Here is an 18,364-nt window from a genome sequence, read left to right as displayed (position 1 = left end):
GCGCGCTAGGGCGTGGGGGATCGGGGCGCCACGACGCGCGGGCCGGCCGTCGTGCACACCCGGGCGCGGCGGACCACCTCGGCGTAGAGCCGCTCGTAGGCCGCGGCCATGACCGGGGGCGCGAACCGCCGCCGCGCCTCGGCCGCGCACTCCTCCGGGTCGATCTCCCCGATCCGCGCCAGCGCCGCGGTCAGCTGCGTCTCGTCGTCGGCGAGGAGGCCGGTGCGGCCGTCGTCGACCAGCGAGGGCAGGCAGCCGCGGGCCAGGGCGACCACGGGCGTGCCGGCGGCGAGGGCCTCGCAGACCGCCGTGCCGCCGGGTTCCTGCCAGCGGACCGGCGTGAGCAGCGCCCGCGCCCGGCGCAGGAGGCCGGCCTTCTCCGCGCCGCTCACGGTGCCCACCCAGCGCGCCCGGTCGCCGTCGAGCAGGGGCTCGACGCAGGCGAGGAACCACGTGACGTCGGGATGGGACAGCGCGGGGTGCCCCGGAGTGGCCAGGGCGGCGTCCAGCGCGGCCCGGTCGGGCAGCGGGCCGACCGGGCCGGCGAGCACCACCGGCACGCCGGCGGCCCGGCAGGCCCGGACGGCGGTGTCGGTGCCCTTGAGCTCGCACAGCCGGGCGAGCACGAGGACGGCGTCGTCGCGGTCCTCCCGCGGCACGGGCGGGGGGCCGTCGACCGGCACCGCCAGCGGGACGGCGCCCAGCGTCTGCCGCTGCAGCCGCTCGGGCCCGCGGGCCACCTGGCTGTCGGACACCCCGGCGAAGAACACCCGGCCGGCGCCGTCGAAGCGCTCGTAGAAGTCGGCGTTGCGGTGCAGGTCCCAGTGCAGCGTGGCGAGCACCGGGGGCGCCGCGCGGCCGAGCGCCCCGAGCACCGCCGGGCCGACCACCTCCAGGTGGGTGTGCACCAGGTCGAAGGCCCCGGTGGTGGCGGCCTCCGCGACGGCCTGCGCGTGGGCGTGCGCGATGCCGACGACCTGCGCGTACGGCGCCCCGAGGCGGTCGAAGCGGCCGGTGGGGAAGGCGCTGACCAGCCCGTCGACGGGCAGCGGGGAGTCGCCGGAGGCGGCGAGGACGACGGTGTGGCCGCGTGCGCGCAGTTCGGTGGTCAGCGTGGCGACGACGTTCTCCAGCCCGCCGTAGCCCCCGGGCGGCACCGGCAGCCAGGGGCCGGAGTCCATGAGGACCCGCATCAGCGGCTCCCGGGCGCCGCCGCCCGGACCGTGGACATCGGCGGTCGCTCGGTCACCGCCACGTCCCAGCTCACCGCCTCGACGCCGTCGCCGGTGCGCAGGAACTGCAGCAGCTGCGAGGAGGAGCTCCCGGCTCCCGGACGGCGGGCCATCGCCGTCTGCAGGATCTGCCCGGCCATGCGGCCGAGCGCGGCGTCGGACTGGTGGGCGTGCTGGCGGGTACCGAGGTCGACCTGGGCGAGCGCGTCGACGCCGGCCAGCCCCGCCAGGTCGACCAGCAGCCCGAACTCGACGCCGTAGCCGGAGACGAACGGGACCCGCTCGAGCAGCTCGCGGCGGCCGGCGTACTCGCCCGACAGTGGCTGCACGAAGCCGGACAGCTCCGGCCAGAACGCGTTGAGCAGCGGCCGGGCCAGCAGCTCGGTGACCCGCCCGCCGCCGGAGGGGACGATGCCCTCGGTCGTGGTGAGCGGCCGGTCGTAGAGCGCCTTGACGTAGCCGATGGCCGGGTCGGTGAGCAGCGGGCCGAGCAGGCCGACGACGTACATCGGGTCGAAGCCGACGAGGTCGGCGTCGACGAAGACGACGAGGTCGCCGCTGGTGGCGTGCAGCGCCTTCCACAGCGCCTCCCCCTTGCCCGGCACGCGGCCGTGGGCGGGCAGCACGCTGCCGGTGTCGACGACGCGCGCCCCGGCGGCCGCGGCGACGGCGGCCGTGCGGTCGGCGGAGCCGCTGTCGACGACGACCACCTCGTCGACCAGGGGGGCGCGGTCGACGAGCTCGGCGCGGATGGCGCGGACGATCGCGCCGACGGTGGCCTCCTCGTCCAGCGCGGGGAGCACGACGCTGACGGTGCTGCCCTGCGCGCGCTTGGCCGCTGCCAGGTCGGCGGCGGTCCAGGACGTGGCGGTGTAGGTGCGCCGGCGGAGCCAGCGGTGGACGTCAGGGCGCATGGACTCTGCTCCCCCTGGTCGGGTGCCGGCTCCCTCTGCCGGGCACGGGACCCCCGTCGCGCCACTATGCAGCACACCGGGCTCCGCCACGCCCGCCGCGACGTCGTGACCTGCAGTGATCCGGCGGTCGCTCGTGTGGCCGGGGGACCGGGTGGGGGCGTCGGTGCGCATCGGGCCACCGTCGTGGACGGGCCGGTGCCGGCGCCACGGTGCCCGCCCGCTGTTCACGCAGCCGTCGCCCGCCGGTCAGACGCGGCTGCGGTCGCGCAGCGCGGCCGGGCTGTCCGGCCCGACCCGCGCGCCCCGCCCGTCCGGCTCGGGGTGCCCGAGCTCGGTCAGCCAGCCGCGCAGCACCCGGTGCAACTGCTCGGCGCCGACGATCTCCCCGGGCGGGCGGAGCAGGCGCGGGTAGGCGAGGAAGCCGCGCTGCTGCGGGCCGCCGAGGCCGCCGTGCGACCCGACGTGCGGCTCGAAGGGCGAGGCCTCGTCGGTGTCGGGGTCGTAGCGGCTGTTGACCATCACGTCGGGGCAGTGCGGGAACGACGACACCCGGGCGACCAGCGCCGGCGCGTGCTCGCCGTAGGGCGCCAGGGGGTCCTCACCGAGCACCTCGCCGGAGGCCAGCCGGTGCAGGCCGTCGCGGCCGAGCACGACCGGCCCGTGCTCCTCGGAGTGCACCACCGCGAACCCCACGCCGTCGTGGTCGACGAGCGCGGGCAGCAGGTCGGGCCAGTGGCGCTCGATCTCCTCCAGCGGCACCCGGCCGGGCAGGTCGGCGAAGGAGATCCCGGCGGTGTGCCCGGACACGACGACCACGACGCCGGGTGCCACCCGCGCGACCCGGCCCGGCTCCCCGGACGGCGTGCGGTGCGTGTGCTCGTCGGCGCCGGCGGACTCGACCCGCTCGCGCAACCGGCGGGCGATCGGGCCCGGTCCCGACGCCGCCTCGGCGAGGGCGGAGGCGACCTGCCAGCCCTCGGCGGGGCGGCGGCTGTCGCGGGGCTCGGGACCGCGCTGCCCGGGCGCCGGCGAGCCCCCGCAGTGCCGGCCCACGAAGGACCCGATGGTCTCCCCGAAGCGCTGCGCGAAGGCCTCGCCCTGGGTCTGGCCGTGGTCGGAGAGCAGGACCAGGTGGTAGTCCCGCGGCGCCAGTCCGGCGGCGCGGGCCAGCCGGCCGACCTGCTGGTCGATGCTGCGCAGCACCTCCAGGGTGTCGAAGCGCTCGACGCCGCTGTGGTGGGCCACCTCGTCGTAGCCGAGGAAGTCGGCGTAGACCACCGGCCGGGCGGCGAGCATGTCCTCGAGGATCGCCGCGACGACGACGTCGCGGGCGATGACCGTCGTCCCCGGCCGGGCCAGCGGGTAGATGCCGCCGCGGCTGACCCGCGGGCGCACGTCGGCGCGGCGCTGCCGGGCGGCGGCGACCAGCTCGCGGTAGACGTCGGCCAGCGAGACGCCCAGCGTGCGCACCGCGTTCACCGGGTTGGCGAAGTAGGCGTAGTAGCCGGCGCCGACCCGCTCGCGGCGCCGGAGGCTGCGCCGCGCCGTCACCAGCGGCAGCGCGCTCATCGTGAGGCTCACGTGCGGGGCGTCGCCGCTGAACAGGTTGCCGCGGCTGGCGCCGTCGACGGCCAGCAGCCCGCGGCCGTCGGAGTGCCGCCGCTCCACCTCGGCGGCGTCGGCGGGGTGCGACACCGCGACGACGTGGTCGCGGTCCTTCTCGTAGTAGCGGAACCCCAGGACGTCGTGGTTGGAGCCGTGCAGGATGCCGCAGACCGAGGCGCCGGTCTGCGAGCTCCAGTCGGTGTGCCACGCGGTGAGCGTGTGGCTGCCCGACCGCAGCCACGCCGCCAGCGTGGGCATCGACCCGTCGCGGACGGCGCGCCGGGCGGTGTCGGCACCGAGCCCGTCGATCTGCAGGAACAGCACCCCCGCCGGGCAGGGACCGGGACTCGCGGCGCGCACGGCGCGGCGGCGGGCGCGGCGGAAGAACACCTCGTCCTCGTCGACGGCCAGTGCGCTGCTCACCACCGCCGTCACCGCCGCCATCGCCACGACGACCAGCACCGCGGTGCCGAGGTCGGCCACCACCACGCCCGGGATCGCGAAGGAGATCGCCAGCACTCCCGCGCCGAGCAGCAGGAAGCTGCCCACGCCCAGCGTGAACAGCGCCAGCGGCAGCGCCACCCGCATCACCAGCGGCCAGACCACGCCGGCGAGCAGGCCCAGCAGGAGGGCGGCCAGCGGCGGCTGCCACCAGGCGGACATCGCGAAGCCGCCGAGCCACCGGTCGAGGCCGACGAGGGCCAGCGTGGCCAGCACCCAGGTGAGCAGCACCCGTGCCGGCGCCCGGCCGCGGCCGAGCACCCGGCCACGCGCGGCGTCCGACCGCCACGGACCGGACCGCGTCACGCCGGCCGGCACGGGGCCGGGCTGCTCTCGTCGTCCGGGTCCGGCTCCGGTTCCGGCTCGGCGTGCCGCCTGCGGCGCGACCCGGCCAGGTTGAGCACCGCGCCGACGACGAGGACCAGCAGCGTGGCCACCAGCGTCGCGACGAGCGGGCTGTCGAAGATCCCGCCGCTGGCCACGCCGAGCAGCGCGTACGCGACCGCCCACAGCCCGGCGGCCAGCAGCGAGGCGGGCAGCAGCCGCCGCCACGGATAGGCCAGCGCGCCGGCGGCCAGCAGCACGGGGATGCGGCCCGCGGGCAGCAGCCGCCCGGCGACGACGATCTGCCAGCCGTGCAGACGGAACTGCTCGCGGACCTCCTCGATGCGGTCGGCGTGCTGCCCCCGGGCCACCCAGCGCACCGCGGCGGGTCCGCCGAAGCGGCAGACGGCGAAGGTGACGACGTCGCCGAGCCAGGCGGCGAGGGTGGCCACCACGAGGACCGCGACCAGGTTCAGCTCGTGCGCGGTGATCGCGAACGCGGCCGCGGCGCCGACCACCGCGCCGGTGGGCACCACCGGCACGATCGAGCCGAGCAGCACCCCGCCGAAGAGCACGGGGTAGCCGATCGAGGACCCGTCGGTCCAGCCGGAGGCGAGCACGGCGCTCACGGCGCACCCGCCGCGGTGGGGAGCTCGACCGCGCCGCCGGGCTCGGGGACGACCACGGTGGTGGGCAGCCCACGCGCGGCGACCGCCTCGGCGAAGACGCACGGCGGGTCGGTCAGCACCCGCCGGTAGCGCCGGGCGAGGCCGGGGACGACGGTGCCGCCGGCGAGGGTGAGGGTGCCCCAGTGCACCGGGACGGCGACCCGCGGCCGCAGCCGCGCCACCGCCTCGACGGCCCGCCCGGGGTCGAGGTGGCCGGGGCCGAGCGTCGGGCCCCAGCCCCACACCGGCACCAGCGCGACGTCGATCCCGCGGTCGCCGATGCGGGCCATCCCGTCGAACAGGTCGGTGTCCCCGCAGGCGTACACGGTGGCGCCGGCGCCCTCGACCAGGTGACCGACGGCGGCGCTGACCGGGCCGTGCGTCAGCCGCGGGCCCCAGCGGTGGCCGCTGTGGACCGCGGGGACAGCGGTGACCCGCAGGTCGCGGTGCGCCAGCGACTCCCCGGGTGCCAGCTCGTCGACCCACGGCACGCCGTGCGCGCGCAGCCACGCGCCGGCGCCGCGGGGCACGACCACGCGGACGTCGTCGTCGAGCAGCCGCAGGCTGGGCAGGTGCAGGTGGTCCTCGTGCAGGTGGCTGACCAGCACGAGGTCGACGCCGGACCAGGTGGCCGCGGGCGGGAGGGGGGCGACCCGCCGCAGCGGCCCGACGACGCGGGTGAGCACCGGATCGGTCAGCACGGTGGAGCCGGCCAGCTCGACGCGGACGGTCGAGTGGCCGATCCAGTGCAGGCCGGGACCATCCACCCGGCCAGTATCGACCCGGGCACCGACGGGTCCGGGACCGCTTTTCCGCCGGGGGTGATCACCCCGGCGCGTCGCTCCGGGTGCGGCGGGGACGGATGCGTTCCACCATGCCTCCCATGACCTCAGCGGAGGGGGACCCGGGGTCGGGTCTGCGGACGGCGGAGCTGTCCGGCGAGCTGCGGCGCATGGCGCTGCACCTGGAGACGGCGGCCGTGCTGGAGCTGCGCGCGCAGCGCACGGCCGACCCGCTGCAGGTGACGGTCCTGCGCCGGCGCGCCGAGCAGCGGCGCCAGGAGGCGGCCCGGCTGCGGGACCGACTGGCCGCGTGCGGACTGGCCCTGCCGCGCGGGCAGCGGGTGCCGGGCGTGACCCCGGTCTGACCCGGACGGCGCTACCGTCGCCCCCGTGGCCACCTGGGCGGACGTGCGGCGCCTGGCCCTCGCCCTGCCCGGGACGACGGAGGGCACCTCCTACGGCGGGCAGGCGTGGAAGGTGCGCGACCGGACCTTCGCCTGGGAGCGCCCGCTGCGCCGGGCCGACGTCGAGCACCTCGGCGACGCCGCTCCCGACGGCCCGGTCCTCGCCGTCGCCGTCGCCGACGAGGGCGTCAAGCACGCGCTGGTCGCCGACGACCCCGCGGTCCACCTGACGACGCCGCACTTCGACGGGTACGCCGTCGTGCTCGTGCGCCTGGACGCCGTCGACGTCGGCGAGCTCGCCGAACTGCTCACCGAGGCGTGGCTGGCGAAGGCGCCGAAGCGGCTGGCGCGCGAGCACCTGGCCACCGGGCGGACCGACCCGTCCTGACCGCCTCCGGCGCGGATGCGGCCCCGGCAGGTTCCGGAGGCCGGATGCGCCGAGGAGTGGCAGAGTCCACCCGGTGAAGACCTGGCTCGACGCCTGGCCGGTGTTCCGGCAGCTGACCGGCCCCGACCCGCTCGGACGCGGCGCGGCGGCGCGCAGCAAGGCGACGGAGGGCGTGGTGAGCCGCACGGCCACCGCCGACCGCGTCGTGCAGAGCGTGTGCCCCTACTGCGCGGTGGGGTGCGGGCAGCGCATCTTCGTCAAGGACGAGAAGATCGTCCAGATCGAGGGCGACCCGGACTCGCCGATCAGCCGCGGCCGGCTGTGCCCCAAGGGCAGCGCCAGCAAGTCGCTGGTCACCAGCCCGACCCGCGTCACGACGGTCAAGTACCGCCGTCCGTACGGGACGGAGTGGGAGGACCTCGAGCTCGACACGGCGATGGAGATGATCGCCGACCGCGTCCTGGAGGCCCGGCGCAAGGGCTGGCAGGACGAGAACGACGGCAAGCGCGTGAACCGCACGATGGGGTTGGCGAGCCTCGGAGGGGCGACCCTCGACAACGAGGAGAACTACCTCATGAAGAAGCTCTACAGCGCCATGGGCGCCATACAGATCGAGAACCAGGCGCGCATATAGCACTCCGCCACGGTGCCCGGTCTGGGTGCCTCGTTCGGTCGTGGCGGCGCCACGAACTCCCAGGAAGACCTCGCGAACTCCGACTGCATCGTCATCGAGGGTTCGAACATGGCCGAGTGCCACCCGGTGGGTTTCCAGTGGGTGGCGGAGGCGAAGGCGCGCGGCGCCAAGGTGATCCACATCGACCCGCGGTTCACCCGCACCAGCGCGATCGCCGACCTGCACGTGCCGCTGCGCATGGGCACCGACATCGCCTTCCTCGGCGGCCTGATCCGGTACGTGCTCGACAACGAGCTGTACTTCAAGGAGTACGTGGTCGCCTACACCAACGCCGCGGCGCTGGTGGGCGAGGACTTCGTCGACGCCGAGGACCTCGGTGGCCTGTTCTCCGGCTTCGACCCGGAGCACAACCAGTACGACGAGGCCAGCTGGCAGTACGAGCCGGAGGAGGCGCCGCACTCGGGCTCGGACGACCCGGCGGGAGCCGCGGAGCAGGACCGCAAGGAGCAGGACCCGGAGATCAAGAAGAGCGACAAGGCCCAGGCGGCCGGCAGCGGCGGCCCGCCGATCCCGGCCAAGCCGAAGCGGGACGAGACGCTGCAGCACCCGCGCACCGTCTTCCAGGTCCTCAAGCGCCACTTCGCCCGCTACACCCCGGAGATGGTCGCCGAGGTCTGCGGCATCGAGCCGGAGGTGTTCCTGCAGGTCGCCCGCTGGGTGACCGAGAACAGCAAGCGGGACCGGACGACGGCGTGGGTCTACTCGGTGGGCTGGACGCAGCACAGCGTCGGCGCGCAGTACATCCGCACCTGCTCGATCCTGCAGACGCTGCTGGGCAACATCGGCCGTCCCGGCGGCGGCATCCTGGCGCTGCGCGGGCACGCCAGCATCCAGGGCTCGACCGACGTCCCGACGCTGTACAACCTGCTGCCGGGCTACCTGCCGATGCCGCACGCGATGCAGCACGGGACGCTCGACGAGTACTGCGCGGACGCGGCCGGCAAGGCCGGGTTCTGGGGCAACAAGCGGGCCTACGCGGTCAGCCTGCTCAAGGCCTGGTGGGGCGACGCCGCGACCGCGGAGAACGACTTCTGCTTCGACTACATGCCGAAGATCGACGGCGACCACAGCTCCTACCGCCAGATCGCCGACATGATCGAGGGCAAGATCGCCGGCTACTTCCTCGTCGGTGAGAACCCGACGGTCGGGCACCCCAACGGCCGGATGAACCGGTTCGGCCTGGCCAACCTGGACTGGCTGGTGGTCCGCGACCTGCAGATGATCGAGTCGGCGACCTTCTGGAAGGAGTCGCCGGAGATCGAGACCGGGGAGCTGGCGCCCGAGACGATCGCCACCGAGGTCTTCTTCGTGCCCGCGGCGTCGCACGCGGAGAAGGAGGGGACCTTCACCCAGACCCAGCGGCTGCTGCAGTGGCGCCACAAGGCCGTCGAGCCGCCGGGCGACGCGAAGAGCGACCTGTGGTTCTACTACCACCTCGGTCGCATGCTGCGGGAGCGGCTGGCGGACTCGACCGACCCGCGGGACCGCCCTCTGCTGGACCTGACCTGGGACTACCCGACCCACGGGCCGGACCAGGAGCCCAGCGCCGAGGCCGTCCTGCGCGAGATCAACGGCGTCGGTCCCGACGGGCACGCGGTGTCGGGCTACATGGAGCTGAAGGACGACGGCTCGACGGCGTGCGGCTGCTGGATCTACTCCGGCGTCTACGCCGACGAGGTCAACCAGGCCGCCCGCCGCAAGCCCGGCCGCGAGCAGGGTCAGGTCGCCTCCGAGTGGGGCTGGGCCTGGCCGTACAACCGGCGCATCCTCTACAACCGCGCCTCGGCCGACCCCGACGGCAAGCCGTGGAGCGAGCGCAAGAAGTACGTGTACTGGGACGAGGAGGCCGGCCGCTGGACCGGCGCCGACAACCCGGACTTCGAGGCGACCAAGCGGCCGGACTACGTGCCGCCGGACGGCGCCCGGGCGCAGGACGCGATCGGTGGCAGCGACCCGTTCATCATGCAGGGGGACGGGAAGGCCTGGCTGTACGCGCCCGCCGGGGTCGTCGACGGCCCGCTGCCGACGCACTACGAGCCGGCGGAGTCCGTCGTCGAGAACGCGCTCTACAAGCAGCAGGCGAACCCGACGATCGAGCACATCGAGGGGCCGTGGAACCGCGAGAACCCCTCGCTGAGCCCGGTCTTCCCGTTCCAGGTCACCACCTACCGGCTGACCGAGCACCACACCGCCGGCGGCATGAGCCGCACGCTGCCCTACCTGTCCGAGCTCCAGCCGGAGTTCTTCGTCGAGGTGAGCCCGGAACTCGCCGCGCTGCGCGGCCTGACCAACGGGGAGTACGCCACGCTGGTCAGCACGCGGACCGCGATCGAGGCGAAGGTGCTGGTCACCGAGCGGATGCGGCCGATCCGGCTGCGCAGCGGCCAGGTGGTGCACCAGATCGGGATGCCCTACCACTGGTCCTACAGCGGCATCTCGACCGGCGACTCGGCCAACGACCTGCTCGGGATCGTGCTCGACCCGAACACCCACATCCAGGAGGACAAGGTCAGCACCGCCGACATCCGGCCGGGACGGCGCCCGCGCGGCCCGGCGCTGATCGACTTCGTGGAGTCCTACCGCAGGCAGGCCGGCGTCGAGTCCGGACGGGTCGGGGTCAACGGCCGCGACCCGGTCGCCGCCGAGGCCGGCGAGGGGTCCCGGCTGTGACCACGGGAGCAGGGAGGAGGCCGGCATGACCTCGATCAGCTCGGCGAGCCCGGCCTTCACCGGCCGCGACCCGGACAACCGGCTGTTCGGGCCGCTGCCCGACGTCCAGGCCGAGGCCGGCTACGACACCGACCACCCGGCGCGGGTGGGCTTCTTCACCGACACCTCGGTGTGCATCGGCTGCAAGGCCTGCGAGGTGGCGTGCAAGGAGTGGAACACCCTGCCGATGGACGACTCGCACGGCGTGCGCGACGTCATCGGGCTGTCCGGGATGTCCTACGACAACACCGGCCAGCTCGGCGCCAACTCGTGGCGGCACGTGGCCTTCATCGAGCAGACCCGCACCGTGGACCTGCCGATGCCGACCTTCGGGCGGCCCGGTGACGACCGCCAGGGCTCGGGCCCGTCGGTCGCCGAGGGCCGGAACGACGACAGCCTGCTGACGGCGCAGCAGTCCGGCGTCCTGAACGCCGAGGCGCTGAGCGAGTTCGACCCGCAGACCGGGCAGACCGGCTCGGACAAGCAGATCCGCTGGCTGATGAGCTCCGACGTGTGCAAGCACTGCACGCACGCCGGGTGCCTCGACGTCTGCCCGACGGGTGCGCTGTTCCGCACCGAGTTCGGCACCGTCGTGGTGCAGGGCGACATCTGCAACGGCTGCGGCTACTGCGTGCCGTCCTGCCCGTACGGCGTCATCGACCAGCGCAAGGACGACGGCCGGGTCTTCAAGTGCACGATGTGCTACGACCGGCTCACCGACGGGCTGCAGCCGGCCTGCGCGACCGCCTGTCCCACGCAGTCGATCCAGTTCGGCAACCTCGAGGAGCTGCAGGCCCGCGCCGACGCGCGGCTGGCGACCCTGCAGGGCCAGGGCGTGGAGACCGCGCGGCTCTACGGCCGCGACGAGGACGACGGCGTCGGCGGGGCCGGCGCGTTCTTCCTGCTGCTCGACGAGCCGGAGGTCTACGGCCTGCCGCCGGACCCGGTGGTGACCACCCGCGACCTGCCCTCGATGTGGCGCTCGGCCGCGGCCGGTGCCGTGATGATCGCCGGCGTCGTGCTGTCGGCGTTCGTGGGACGGCGGCCGAGATGACCGGCTCGGAGCGACGGGAACGGCCGTTCCTGTCGGAGGGGGAGCGGTGACCGAGGGACTGGCCACGCCCGGGGCGGGCTGGCGGCGGGCCGACGGCCCGCCGGCGGAGAACCGGGCGAAGCGGCGCCGGAAGGGGGGACGGCGCGGTGGCCGCGGGGGCGAGGTCCCCATGGTCGAGGACGCCGAGTTCACCTCCTACTACGGCCGCCCGATCATCAAGCCGCCGGTGTGGAAGTCCCCCGACGTACCGCTGTACCTGTTCCTCGGCGGGATGGCGGGGTCGTCGTCGATCCTCGCCGCGGTCGCCGACGTCACGGGCCGGCCCTCGCTGACCCGCACCGCCCGCTACACCGCCGGCGGCGGGGCGGTCGCCTCGGTGGTCTTCCTCATCCACGACCTCGGCCGGCCCGAGCGCTTCCTGCACATGCTGCGGGTGTTCAAGCCGACCTCGCCGCTGTCGGTCGGCTCGTACATCCTGGCGCCGTTCGGCGCGGCCGCCGGGGCGACGGCCGCGGTGGAGATGCTCGGCTGGTTCCCGCGGCTCAAGCGTTTCGGCGGGATCGTCTCGGCGCTGTTCGGCGGGCCGCTGGCCACGTACACCGCCGTCCTGCTGGCCAACACCGCGGTGCCCTCGTGGCACGCCGCGCACGACCAGTTGCCGTTCGTCTTCGGCGGGTCGGCGCTGGCGGCCGGCGGCGGCGTGACGATGGCGTTCACGCCGGTGGCCGAGGCGGGGCCCTCGCGGCGGGCCGCGGTGGCCGGCGCGGCGATCGAGCTCGCCGTCATGCACCGCGTGGAGAGCGGGCACGGCATCGTCAGCGAGCCCTACCACGAGGGCCGGCCCGGGACGCTGCTGCGGATCGCCAGGGGCTGCACCGCGGCGGGCGCGGTGTTGACCGTCGCCGCCGGCCGGAACCGGGCCGGCGCTGTGGTGGCCGGGGCGCTGCTGGCGGCCGGGTCGCTGCTCACCCGCTTCGGCGTCTTCGAGGCCGGCATGGTCTCCGCCCGCGACCCGAAGTACACCGTCGTCCCGCAGCGCGAGCGGCTGGCCGCCAAGGAGGCCGCACGGCAGAACGGGCACGCCCCGACCGTCACCCGCTGATCCGCGGGCAGTCGTGCTCTGCCCCCACCACGGGGGCAGAGCACCACTGCGCACGGGACACGACTGACGGGGCTGCCGTCCCCTCGTCCGCCCGGGGCCGGGAACCCGGAGGCCCTCGTCCTCCCGGGTCGGGGAGGAACGCACTCCGGACCACTGGGGGACGAGTGAGTTACGAGCCTAAGCAGTCCCCCTTGACCCCCGGTCGCCGTGCCCCCAAGGTCCAGGAACCCAGGAGGAAACGGCGTAGTCGGGGGCTCCACCGGTCGGTTCGGTGAGCACGCCGAGGACCGGGGGGTCGGGGTGTCCAGCGGAGTCGAGCGCCATGCGGCCGACGTCGACGGCGAGCGCACGGGGCAGTCGGGACGGGACCGGGGCGCGAGCGGCGGCCCGAGCCGGGACGGGGGTCCTCTCGGCCCGCGCGCGCCGAGGTCCGACCGGCGGACCCGGACGGGGCGGGGACAGCGATGACCCGCTCCGTCTCCGTCTGCATCCCCGCCTACAACGCGGCGCGGACGGTCGCCGAGACCCTCGGGTCGGTGCTGGCGCAGGACCTCGACCTCGAGGTCGTCGTCCTCGACAACGCGAGTGGGGACGGCACCGGGGACATCGTGCGGTCCTTCGCCGATCCCCGCATCACGGTGCACCGCAACGAGTCCGTCCTGCCGATCGGGGACAACTGGAACCGCCTCGTGAGCCTGTCGACCGGCGAGCTGGTGAAGATCGTCTGCGCGGACGACCTCGTCGCCCCAGGGGCGGTCGCGGCCCAGGCGGAGATCCTGGCCGACTCCTCGGTCGCGATCGTGTCCTCCAGGTTCGACGTCATCGGCGAGGACGGGGCGGTCCTGGAGAAGGACCTCGGCCTGCCCGGGCTCGACGGGCGGGTCGGGCCGCGCGAGCTCATGCGCGTCATCGTGCGGCGAGGGCCGGCGGAGTTCGGGCCGACCGCCGCCGCGATGTTCCGGCGCGCGGACTTCGACCGGGTGGGCGGCATCCGCGGGGACCTCGTGTTCCCCATGGACGTCGACCTGTTCGCCCGCGTCGCCACCTCGGGATGCTTCCACGGGATGCGCGAGCGCACGGCTGCGTGGCGCTCCTCCTCCTTCAACCTGTGCGCGACGAGCTCGTCACTCAGCAAGTTGACCGAGATGCTGCGCTTCCACCACCGGCTCCGGTCCGACCACCCCCGGTACGTGACCTGGGGCGACGTCGCCGCCGGTGACGCCCGGCTCGTCGGGGCGGGCCTCGAGCGCGTCAGGGTCCGCGCGGGCTCCCTGCTCGCGAGGCGTGTCGAGCGGGTGTGAGGACGACCCGCCCCCGGGGGTCCGGCAGCGTCGCCGGGCCCGCGCGCGCAGCGCAGGCACGGGGAGGTGACGTCGTGGCACCCCGTGCCGCTCGACCGGTCCACCCCGTCCGGGGATCGGGGAGCGCCGACCCGGCTGTTCCTGACGTCCGCGTCCACATGACCGGCTCGGAGTGGTTCTCGACGACCCCCGGTGGCCTGAACCGGTACTTCACCGACCTGTTCGGAGCGCTGCGGGACCTGCCGGGCGTCACGGTGTCCGCGTCGGCCTTCGGTGCCCCGCCACCGGGCGGCACGTCGTGGGGGCCCGTCGGAGGCCCGACGTGGCGCCGCGCGCTGGCCGCGTCCACCGAGCGGCGACCCGCCCGTGAGCCGCACGTGCTCGACCGGCACTTCTGCCTCTACGGCCGACCAGCAGCCGGTGCGCGGAGGGCGAACCCGCTGGTCGTCCACTTCCACGGACCGTGGGCGGCGGAGAGCCGCATGGCCGGCTCCCGCGGGGCGGCGGTGAAGTACGGCCTCGAGCGGCTCCGCTACGCCCGTGCGGACCGGTACGTGGTGCTCTCCCGCCACTTCGGTGACCTCCTCGTCGACACCTACCGGGTGCCCGAGCACCGGGTCCGGGTCATCCCACCGGGCGTGGACCTCCGGCGGTTCGGGGTGGTCCCGGCGCCCGAGGGGCCCCCGACCGTGCTCTGCGTGCGACGCCTCGAGCGCCGGATGGGCATCGACGTCCTGCTCGACGCGTGGCCCGCCGTGCGGGCAGCGCACCCCGAGGCGCGCCTCGTGGTCGTGGGCACCGGGAGCGAGGAGGCATCGCTGCGGGAGAGGGCTGCCCGGCCCGACATCGCGGGGACGGCGCGCCTGACCGGCGCCGTCGACGACGAGACGCTCGGTCGCCTCTACACCGGGGCCGTCGTCACCGTCGTCCCCTCGGTCGCGCTCGAGGGGTTCGGGCTGATCGCCCTGGAGTCGCTGGCCGCCGGACGTGCCGCGGTCGTGACCGACTGCGGCGGGCTGCCCGATGCGGTCCGGGGGCTGGATCCCTCCCTGGTCGTGCGACCCGGCGACGGGCCGGCCCTCGCTGCCCGCATCGACCGTGCCCTGCGCGGTGACGTCCCGGACCCGCAGCGGTGCCGCGCGCACGCGGAGACCTTCTCCTGGCGCGCCGCCGCGCACGAGCACGCCGAGCTCTATCGAGAACTGCTGTGACCGCGCCCGTCCGAGCTCTCTTCGTGCTCCACACCGCCGCCCCGTCGGGGGCCGAGCTCGCCGCGCTCCGGTTGATGCGCGCCCTGGCCGCGCAGGGGACGATCCAGGTGGAGGCCGCCTTCTCCGAGGACGGGCCCGTCCTGGCCCGGACCCGGGAGGCCGGCATCCGGGCCGAGCTCCTCGTCGGCCGGTTCCGCAGCCGCGCGATGACCATCCGGACCCGCAACGTCCTGCGGTTCGCCACCGGTCTGGTCCACCTCGTGCGACTGGGCTGGCACCTGGGGGCGCTCGCCCGGCGCACGGGCGCCTCGGTGCTGGTCGCGGAGAGCACGAAGGCGCTGCTGATGGCTGCGGTCGCGAGCCGGCGTGCGCGTGTCCCGCTGGTCTGGCACGTGCACGACAGGGTCTCGCGGGAGTACTTCGGGTGGCTGCTGGCGACCGCCGTCCGTGCCCTGGGCTGGTTGAGCGCCGCGGGCTACGTCGCCAACAGCCGCGCCACCCTCGACCAGCTGGTCACCTGGCGGCGCCCGGCCCTGGTCGCCCATCCCGGCGTCGAGGGCATCGAGCCCCGGCCGAGGGAGCCCCAGCGTCCGCCGGATCGGACGGTGGTCGCCGTCGTCGGCCGTCTGACGCCCTGGAAGGGGCAGGACCTGTTCCTGCAGGCGGCGGCCGGGCTGCGGGTCCGGCCCGCCCGCATCCTGCTCGTCGGCGGGACCTTCTTCGACGAGGAGCCGTACCGGGCGGAGCTCGAGCGGCTCGCCGAGCGGCTGGACCTCCCGGTGACCTTCACGGGGCACGTCGAGGACCCGGCGGAGCAGATGCGGCGGGCCGACGTCCTGGTGCACTGCTCGGTGCTCGCGGAGCCCTTCGGGCAGGTCGTGGTGGAGGGCATGGCCGCCGGGTGCGCGGTCATCGCGACGGGGCCGGGAGGGCCGGCGGAGATCGTCGAGCCGGGCGTCAGCGGCCTGCTGGTCGACGGCGGGGACCGTCAGCAGCTCACCGCCGCGCTCGAGCAGCTCCTCGGGGACCGGGAACTGCGCGAGCGGCTGGCGCACGCCGGGACGGTGCGGGCCCGGCGGTTCACGGTCGCGGATGCCGCCCGCGACGTGGCCGCCTTCCTGCACCAGGTCGTCGGCACCCCCGCGGTGCGGGAGCGGGCGCGCCGTGTCGGGTGACGCGGCGTCGTTCCGGCTGCTCGGCGTCGTCCGGGACATCGGGTTCGTCAGCTTCGGCAAGTACGGGCAGTACCTGGTCACGGCCGTGACGGTGCCGCTGTCGGCGCGCCTGCTGGGGACCGAGGGCCTGGGGCTGCTGTCGATCGGCATGTCGGCGTACTTCATCGGCTCGCTGCTGGTCGACCTCGGCATCGCCCAGTTCCTGTCCGCGATGCTGCCGAAGGCGGACGCGAACCAGTTGAGGGGCAATTACCTGGCCATCCGGGCGGGCATCCTCGCCCTGCTGACCGGCGCCCTGGCCGTGGGGCTGGTCCTCCAGGCCGGCGCGGTCGTCACGATGATCCTGCTGGGGCTGGTGGCCGGCGGCCTCAACTCGATGACCGAGGACTGGGTGCTCATCGGGCAGGGCCGGTTCGCCGCCTCGATGGGTTACCAGGCGGTCGGCCGGGTGGTCTACCTCGGGTTGCTGGTCCTCCTGCTCCCCCGCCACCCGAACGCGGTCGTCGCGCTCCTCTGCCTGCTCGTGTCGGCGCTGCCGATGATCGCCCTGACCTGGAGGGACACCACCCGCCACTTCGGGCGGCCGAAGCGGCCGCACGACCTGCTGCCGACGCTGCGCATGGGGGCACCGCTGCTCACCTCGCGCCTGCTGATCGCCAGCTACGGGCAGGGCTCGGGAACCGTCTACGGATCGGTGCTGGACGCCGCGTCGCTCGGGCTGTTCTCCGCCGGAGACCGGATCGTCCGCGCCCTGCAGTCGATGCTCGACCCGATCGGCTTCGCGCTGCTGCCCCGGATGGCCCGGGTCGCCGACGACGACCGGTTCTGGCGCCGTGCGACGCTCGCGCTCCTCTGCACCGTCGGCCTCGCGACCGCGGTCTCGGCGGCGCTGTGGGTCTCGGCGCCCCTCCTGATCGGGCTCGTCTTCGGCGACGAGTTCACGGACTCGGTGGCCCTGCTGCGCGTCGAGGCGCTGATCCTGCCCGCGGCGGCGCTGACCTCGTTCGTCGTCACGGCCGTCCTGACCGTCCGCCGGGACACGACCGGCGTGCTCATGGGAGGGATCATCGGCACCGCCGTCGCGGGTGCCTGGCTGCTGGCCGCGACGATGACGCACTCGGTCTGGACGCTGGTGTGGGGCACCGTCTGCAGCGAGGTCGCCGTCGCGCTCTGGTACGCGTACCGGATGCGCCGCCTCGTCGTGCGCGACCGGCGGGCGGCCATGCCGGTGCCCGTGCTCGCCGGGGCCCCCGCCGAGGGGAGGAGCGCGCCGTGAAGGTCCTCTTCGTGGGCGACGACTGGATCGGCAGCAACGCGCGGTCCCTGGCGGACGGCTTCCGCGCGGCGGGGCACGACGTCGTCGTCGTCGACTCCACCCCGGTCACCCTGCCGACCAGGCTCTCCCCTCCGTGGGCGTACGCGAAGGCCACGGGGCGGCGCGCCCCCTGGGACGTCGACGCGGTGCACCGACGCATCGAACGGGCCGCCGCCGCCCTCCGGCCGGACCTGCTCCTCGCCTTCAACGCCGTGCACCTCGACCAGCCGCGCCTGCTCACGACACCGTCCCGGCTGCACGTGCACTACAGCCCCGACGACGTCTCGAACCCGGGCAACACCTCGCCCGACTACCTCGAGCACGAGCGCGCCTGGGACATGATCGTGACGACGAAGCGGCACAACGTCCCGGAACTGGTGCGGCGGGGGGCCCGGGCGGTGACGTTCGTGCTCAGCGCCTACGACCCCGCGTGGCACCGGCCCGTGGCCCGCCGGGAGCCCCGCGAGTACCTCGTCGGCTTCATCGGCGCGTGCCGGCCCGACCGACGGGCGTCGACGACGGCGCTCGCCCGGCGTTACGGCGCGAGGATGCTCGTGCGCGGCCCGGGATGGCGGAGGAGTCCCGGGCTGCACCGGACGGGCGCCACGGTGGGTGGACCGGTCTACGGCGAGCACTTCTCGGCCGTGGTGGCGCAGGTGACCGCGAACCTCGTCCTGCTGAACTCGGAGAACCGGGACACGCACACCTGCCGGACCTTCGAGGTGCCCGCCGCCGGGGGCCTGTTCGTCGGCGAGCGCACCGACGAGCACGCAGAACTCCTCCAGGACGGGACGGAGTGCTTCCTGTTCTCCGGAGTCGAGGAGTTGCACGAGGTCCTGCGCCGGTGCGAGGCGGACCCCGGCGAGGCGCGCCTGGTCGCTGCACGCGGTCACCGCCGGATCACCGGCAGCGGCCACGCCTACGTGGATCGGGCCCGTGAGATCGTCGCGGCCCTCGGCTGACGCCGCGGAGGGCTACCCTCCGC

General features: G+C 74.9%; 14 protein-coding genes and 1 pseudogene. 10 read left to right on the top strand and 5 right to left on the bottom strand.

What is annotated here, in order from left to right:
• Positions 1 to 5: 5 nt before the first annotated feature.
• The 5 genes from HLV61_RS12305 to HLV61_RS12285 form a co-directional block, all read right to left on the bottom strand.
• Positions 6 to 1,193 (bottom strand): glycosyltransferase, encoded by a 1,188-nt coding sequence (locus HLV61_RS12305; RefSeq protein ID WP_369255749.1) that lies wholly within the window; start codon positions 1,191 to 1,193, stop codon positions 6 to 8.
• A complete protein-coding gene (locus HLV61_RS12300; protein ID WP_369255747.1) occupies positions 1,193 to 2,146 on the bottom strand; it encodes a glucosyl-3-phosphoglycerate synthase in 954 nt (317 codons plus the stop codon). The genes HLV61_RS12305 and HLV61_RS12300 overlap by 1 nt, the downstream gene beginning before the upstream one ends.
• Positions 2,147 to 2,392: 246 nt before the next feature.
• Complete coding sequence (locus tag HLV61_RS12295) at positions 2,393 to 4,558, bottom strand: phage holin family protein (protein WP_369255745.1); 2,166 nt, start codon at positions 4,556 to 4,558, stop codon at positions 2,393 to 2,395.
• Positions 4,555 to 5,205: a DedA family protein gene (locus HLV61_RS12290; RefSeq protein ID WP_369255743.1), complete on the bottom strand. Its 651-nt coding sequence runs from the start codon at positions 5,203 to 5,205 to the stop codon at positions 4,555 to 4,557. Before HLV61_RS12290 ends, HLV61_RS12295 begins: the two co-directional genes overlap by 4 nt.
• The gene (locus tag HLV61_RS12285) at positions 5,202 to 6,011 is read right to left on the bottom strand and encodes an MBL fold metallo-hydrolase (RefSeq protein WP_369255741.1); all 810 of its coding nucleotides are present in this window, start codon (positions 6,009 to 6,011) and stop codon (positions 5,202 to 5,204) included. Before HLV61_RS12285 ends, HLV61_RS12290 begins: the two co-directional genes overlap by 4 nt.
• A gap of 116 nt (positions 6,012 to 6,127) precedes the next feature.
• Here HLV61_RS12285 and HLV61_RS12280 point away from each other — a divergent pair, with 116 nt between their 5' ends.
• The 10 genes and pseudogenes from HLV61_RS12280 to HLV61_RS12235 all read left to right on the top strand — a co-directional run bounded on the left by HLV61_RS12280 (position 6,128) and on the right by HLV61_RS12235 (position 18,341).
• Positions 6,128 to 6,391 carry a hypothetical protein gene (locus HLV61_RS12280; protein WP_369255739.1) on the top strand — a complete coding sequence of 88 codons (264 nt, stop codon included), beginning with the start codon at positions 6,128 to 6,130 and terminating at the stop codon, positions 6,389 to 6,391.
• A gap of 25 nt (positions 6,392 to 6,416) precedes the next feature.
• A complete protein-coding gene (locus HLV61_RS12275; protein ID WP_369255737.1) occupies positions 6,417 to 6,818 on the top strand; it encodes an MmcQ/YjbR family DNA-binding protein in 402 nt (133 codons plus the stop codon).
• A 73-nt stretch (positions 6,819 to 6,891) separates the two neighbouring features.
• Positions 6,892 to 10,182: pseudogene (gene fdh / locus HLV61_RS12270) on the top strand (formate dehydrogenase).
• A 25-nt stretch (positions 10,183 to 10,207) separates the two neighbouring features.
• The gene (locus tag HLV61_RS12265) at positions 10,208 to 11,275 is read left to right on the top strand and encodes a 4Fe-4S dicluster domain-containing protein (RefSeq protein ID WP_369255735.1); all 1,068 of its coding nucleotides are present in this window, start codon (positions 10,208 to 10,210) and stop codon (positions 11,273 to 11,275) included.
• 46 nt (positions 11,276 to 11,321) lie between these two features.
• Positions 11,322 to 12,377, top strand: a complete 1,056-nt coding sequence (gene nrfD, locus HLV61_RS12260) for an NrfD/PsrC family molybdoenzyme membrane anchor subunit (RefSeq protein WP_369255733.1) — start codon at positions 11,322 to 11,324, stop codon at positions 12,375 to 12,377.
• A gap of 464 nt (positions 12,378 to 12,841) precedes the next feature.
• Positions 12,842 to 13,678, top strand: coding sequence for a glycosyltransferase family 2 protein (locus HLV61_RS12255; RefSeq protein ID WP_369255731.1), 837 nt, complete (start codon positions 12,842 to 12,844; stop codon positions 13,676 to 13,678).
• 158 nt (positions 13,679 to 13,836) lie between these two features.
• Positions 13,837 to 14,889 carry a glycosyltransferase family 4 protein gene (locus HLV61_RS12250; RefSeq protein ID WP_369255729.1) on the top strand — a complete coding sequence of 351 codons (1,053 nt, stop codon included), beginning with the start codon at positions 13,837 to 13,839 and terminating at the stop codon, positions 14,887 to 14,889.
• Positions 14,886 to 16,064, top strand: coding sequence for a glycosyltransferase (locus tag HLV61_RS12245; protein ID WP_369255727.1), 1,179 nt, complete (start codon positions 14,886 to 14,888; stop codon positions 16,062 to 16,064). The genes HLV61_RS12250 and HLV61_RS12245 overlap by 4 nt, the downstream gene beginning before the upstream one ends.
• Entirely contained in the window at positions 16,054 to 17,340 is a 1,287-nt protein-coding gene (locus HLV61_RS12240; RefSeq protein WP_369255725.1) for a lipopolysaccharide biosynthesis protein, read from the top strand. The genes HLV61_RS12245 and HLV61_RS12240 overlap by 11 nt, the downstream gene beginning before the upstream one ends.
• On the top strand, positions 17,337 to 18,341 hold the full coding sequence (locus tag HLV61_RS12235) for a CgeB family protein (protein ID WP_369255724.1): 1,005 nt from the start codon (positions 17,337 to 17,339) through the stop codon (positions 18,339 to 18,341). Before HLV61_RS12240 ends, HLV61_RS12235 begins: the two co-directional genes overlap by 4 nt.
• Positions 18,342 to 18,364 lie beyond the last annotated feature (23 nt).

Origin of the sequence: Geodermatophilus amargosae (assembly GCF_041028265.1) — a bacterium.
Lineage (GTDB): Bacteria > Actinomycetota > Actinomycetes > Mycobacteriales > Geodermatophilaceae > Geodermatophilus > Geodermatophilus amargosae_A.
This window is presented reverse-complemented; position numbering and strand designations above follow the sequence as displayed.

What these genes read in the sequence shown, in the direction of transcription:
- HLV61_RS12305 (WP_369255749.1), bottom strand. Translation starts at nt 1,193, where the DNA reads ATGCGGGTCCTCATGGACTCCGGCCCCTGGCTGCCGGTGCCGCCCGGG.
- HLV61_RS12300 (WP_369255747.1), bottom strand. Translation starts at nt 2,146, where the DNA reads ATGCGCCCTGACGTCCACCGCTGGCTCCGCCGGCGCACCTACACCGCC.
- HLV61_RS12280 (WP_369255739.1), top strand. Translation starts at nt 6,128, where the DNA reads ATGACCTCAGCGGAGGGGGACCCGGGGTCGGGTCTGCGGACGGCGGAG.
- HLV61_RS12265 (WP_369255735.1), top strand. Translation starts at nt 10,208, where the DNA reads ATGACCTCGATCAGCTCGGCGAGCCCGGCCTTCACCGGCCGCGACCCG.
- HLV61_RS12255 (WP_369255731.1), top strand. Translation starts at nt 12,842, where the DNA reads ATGACCCGCTCCGTCTCCGTCTGCATCCCCGCCTACAACGCGGCGCGG.
- HLV61_RS12250 (WP_369255729.1), top strand. Translation starts at nt 13,837, where the DNA reads ATGACCGGCTCGGAGTGGTTCTCGACGACCCCCGGTGGCCTGAACCGG.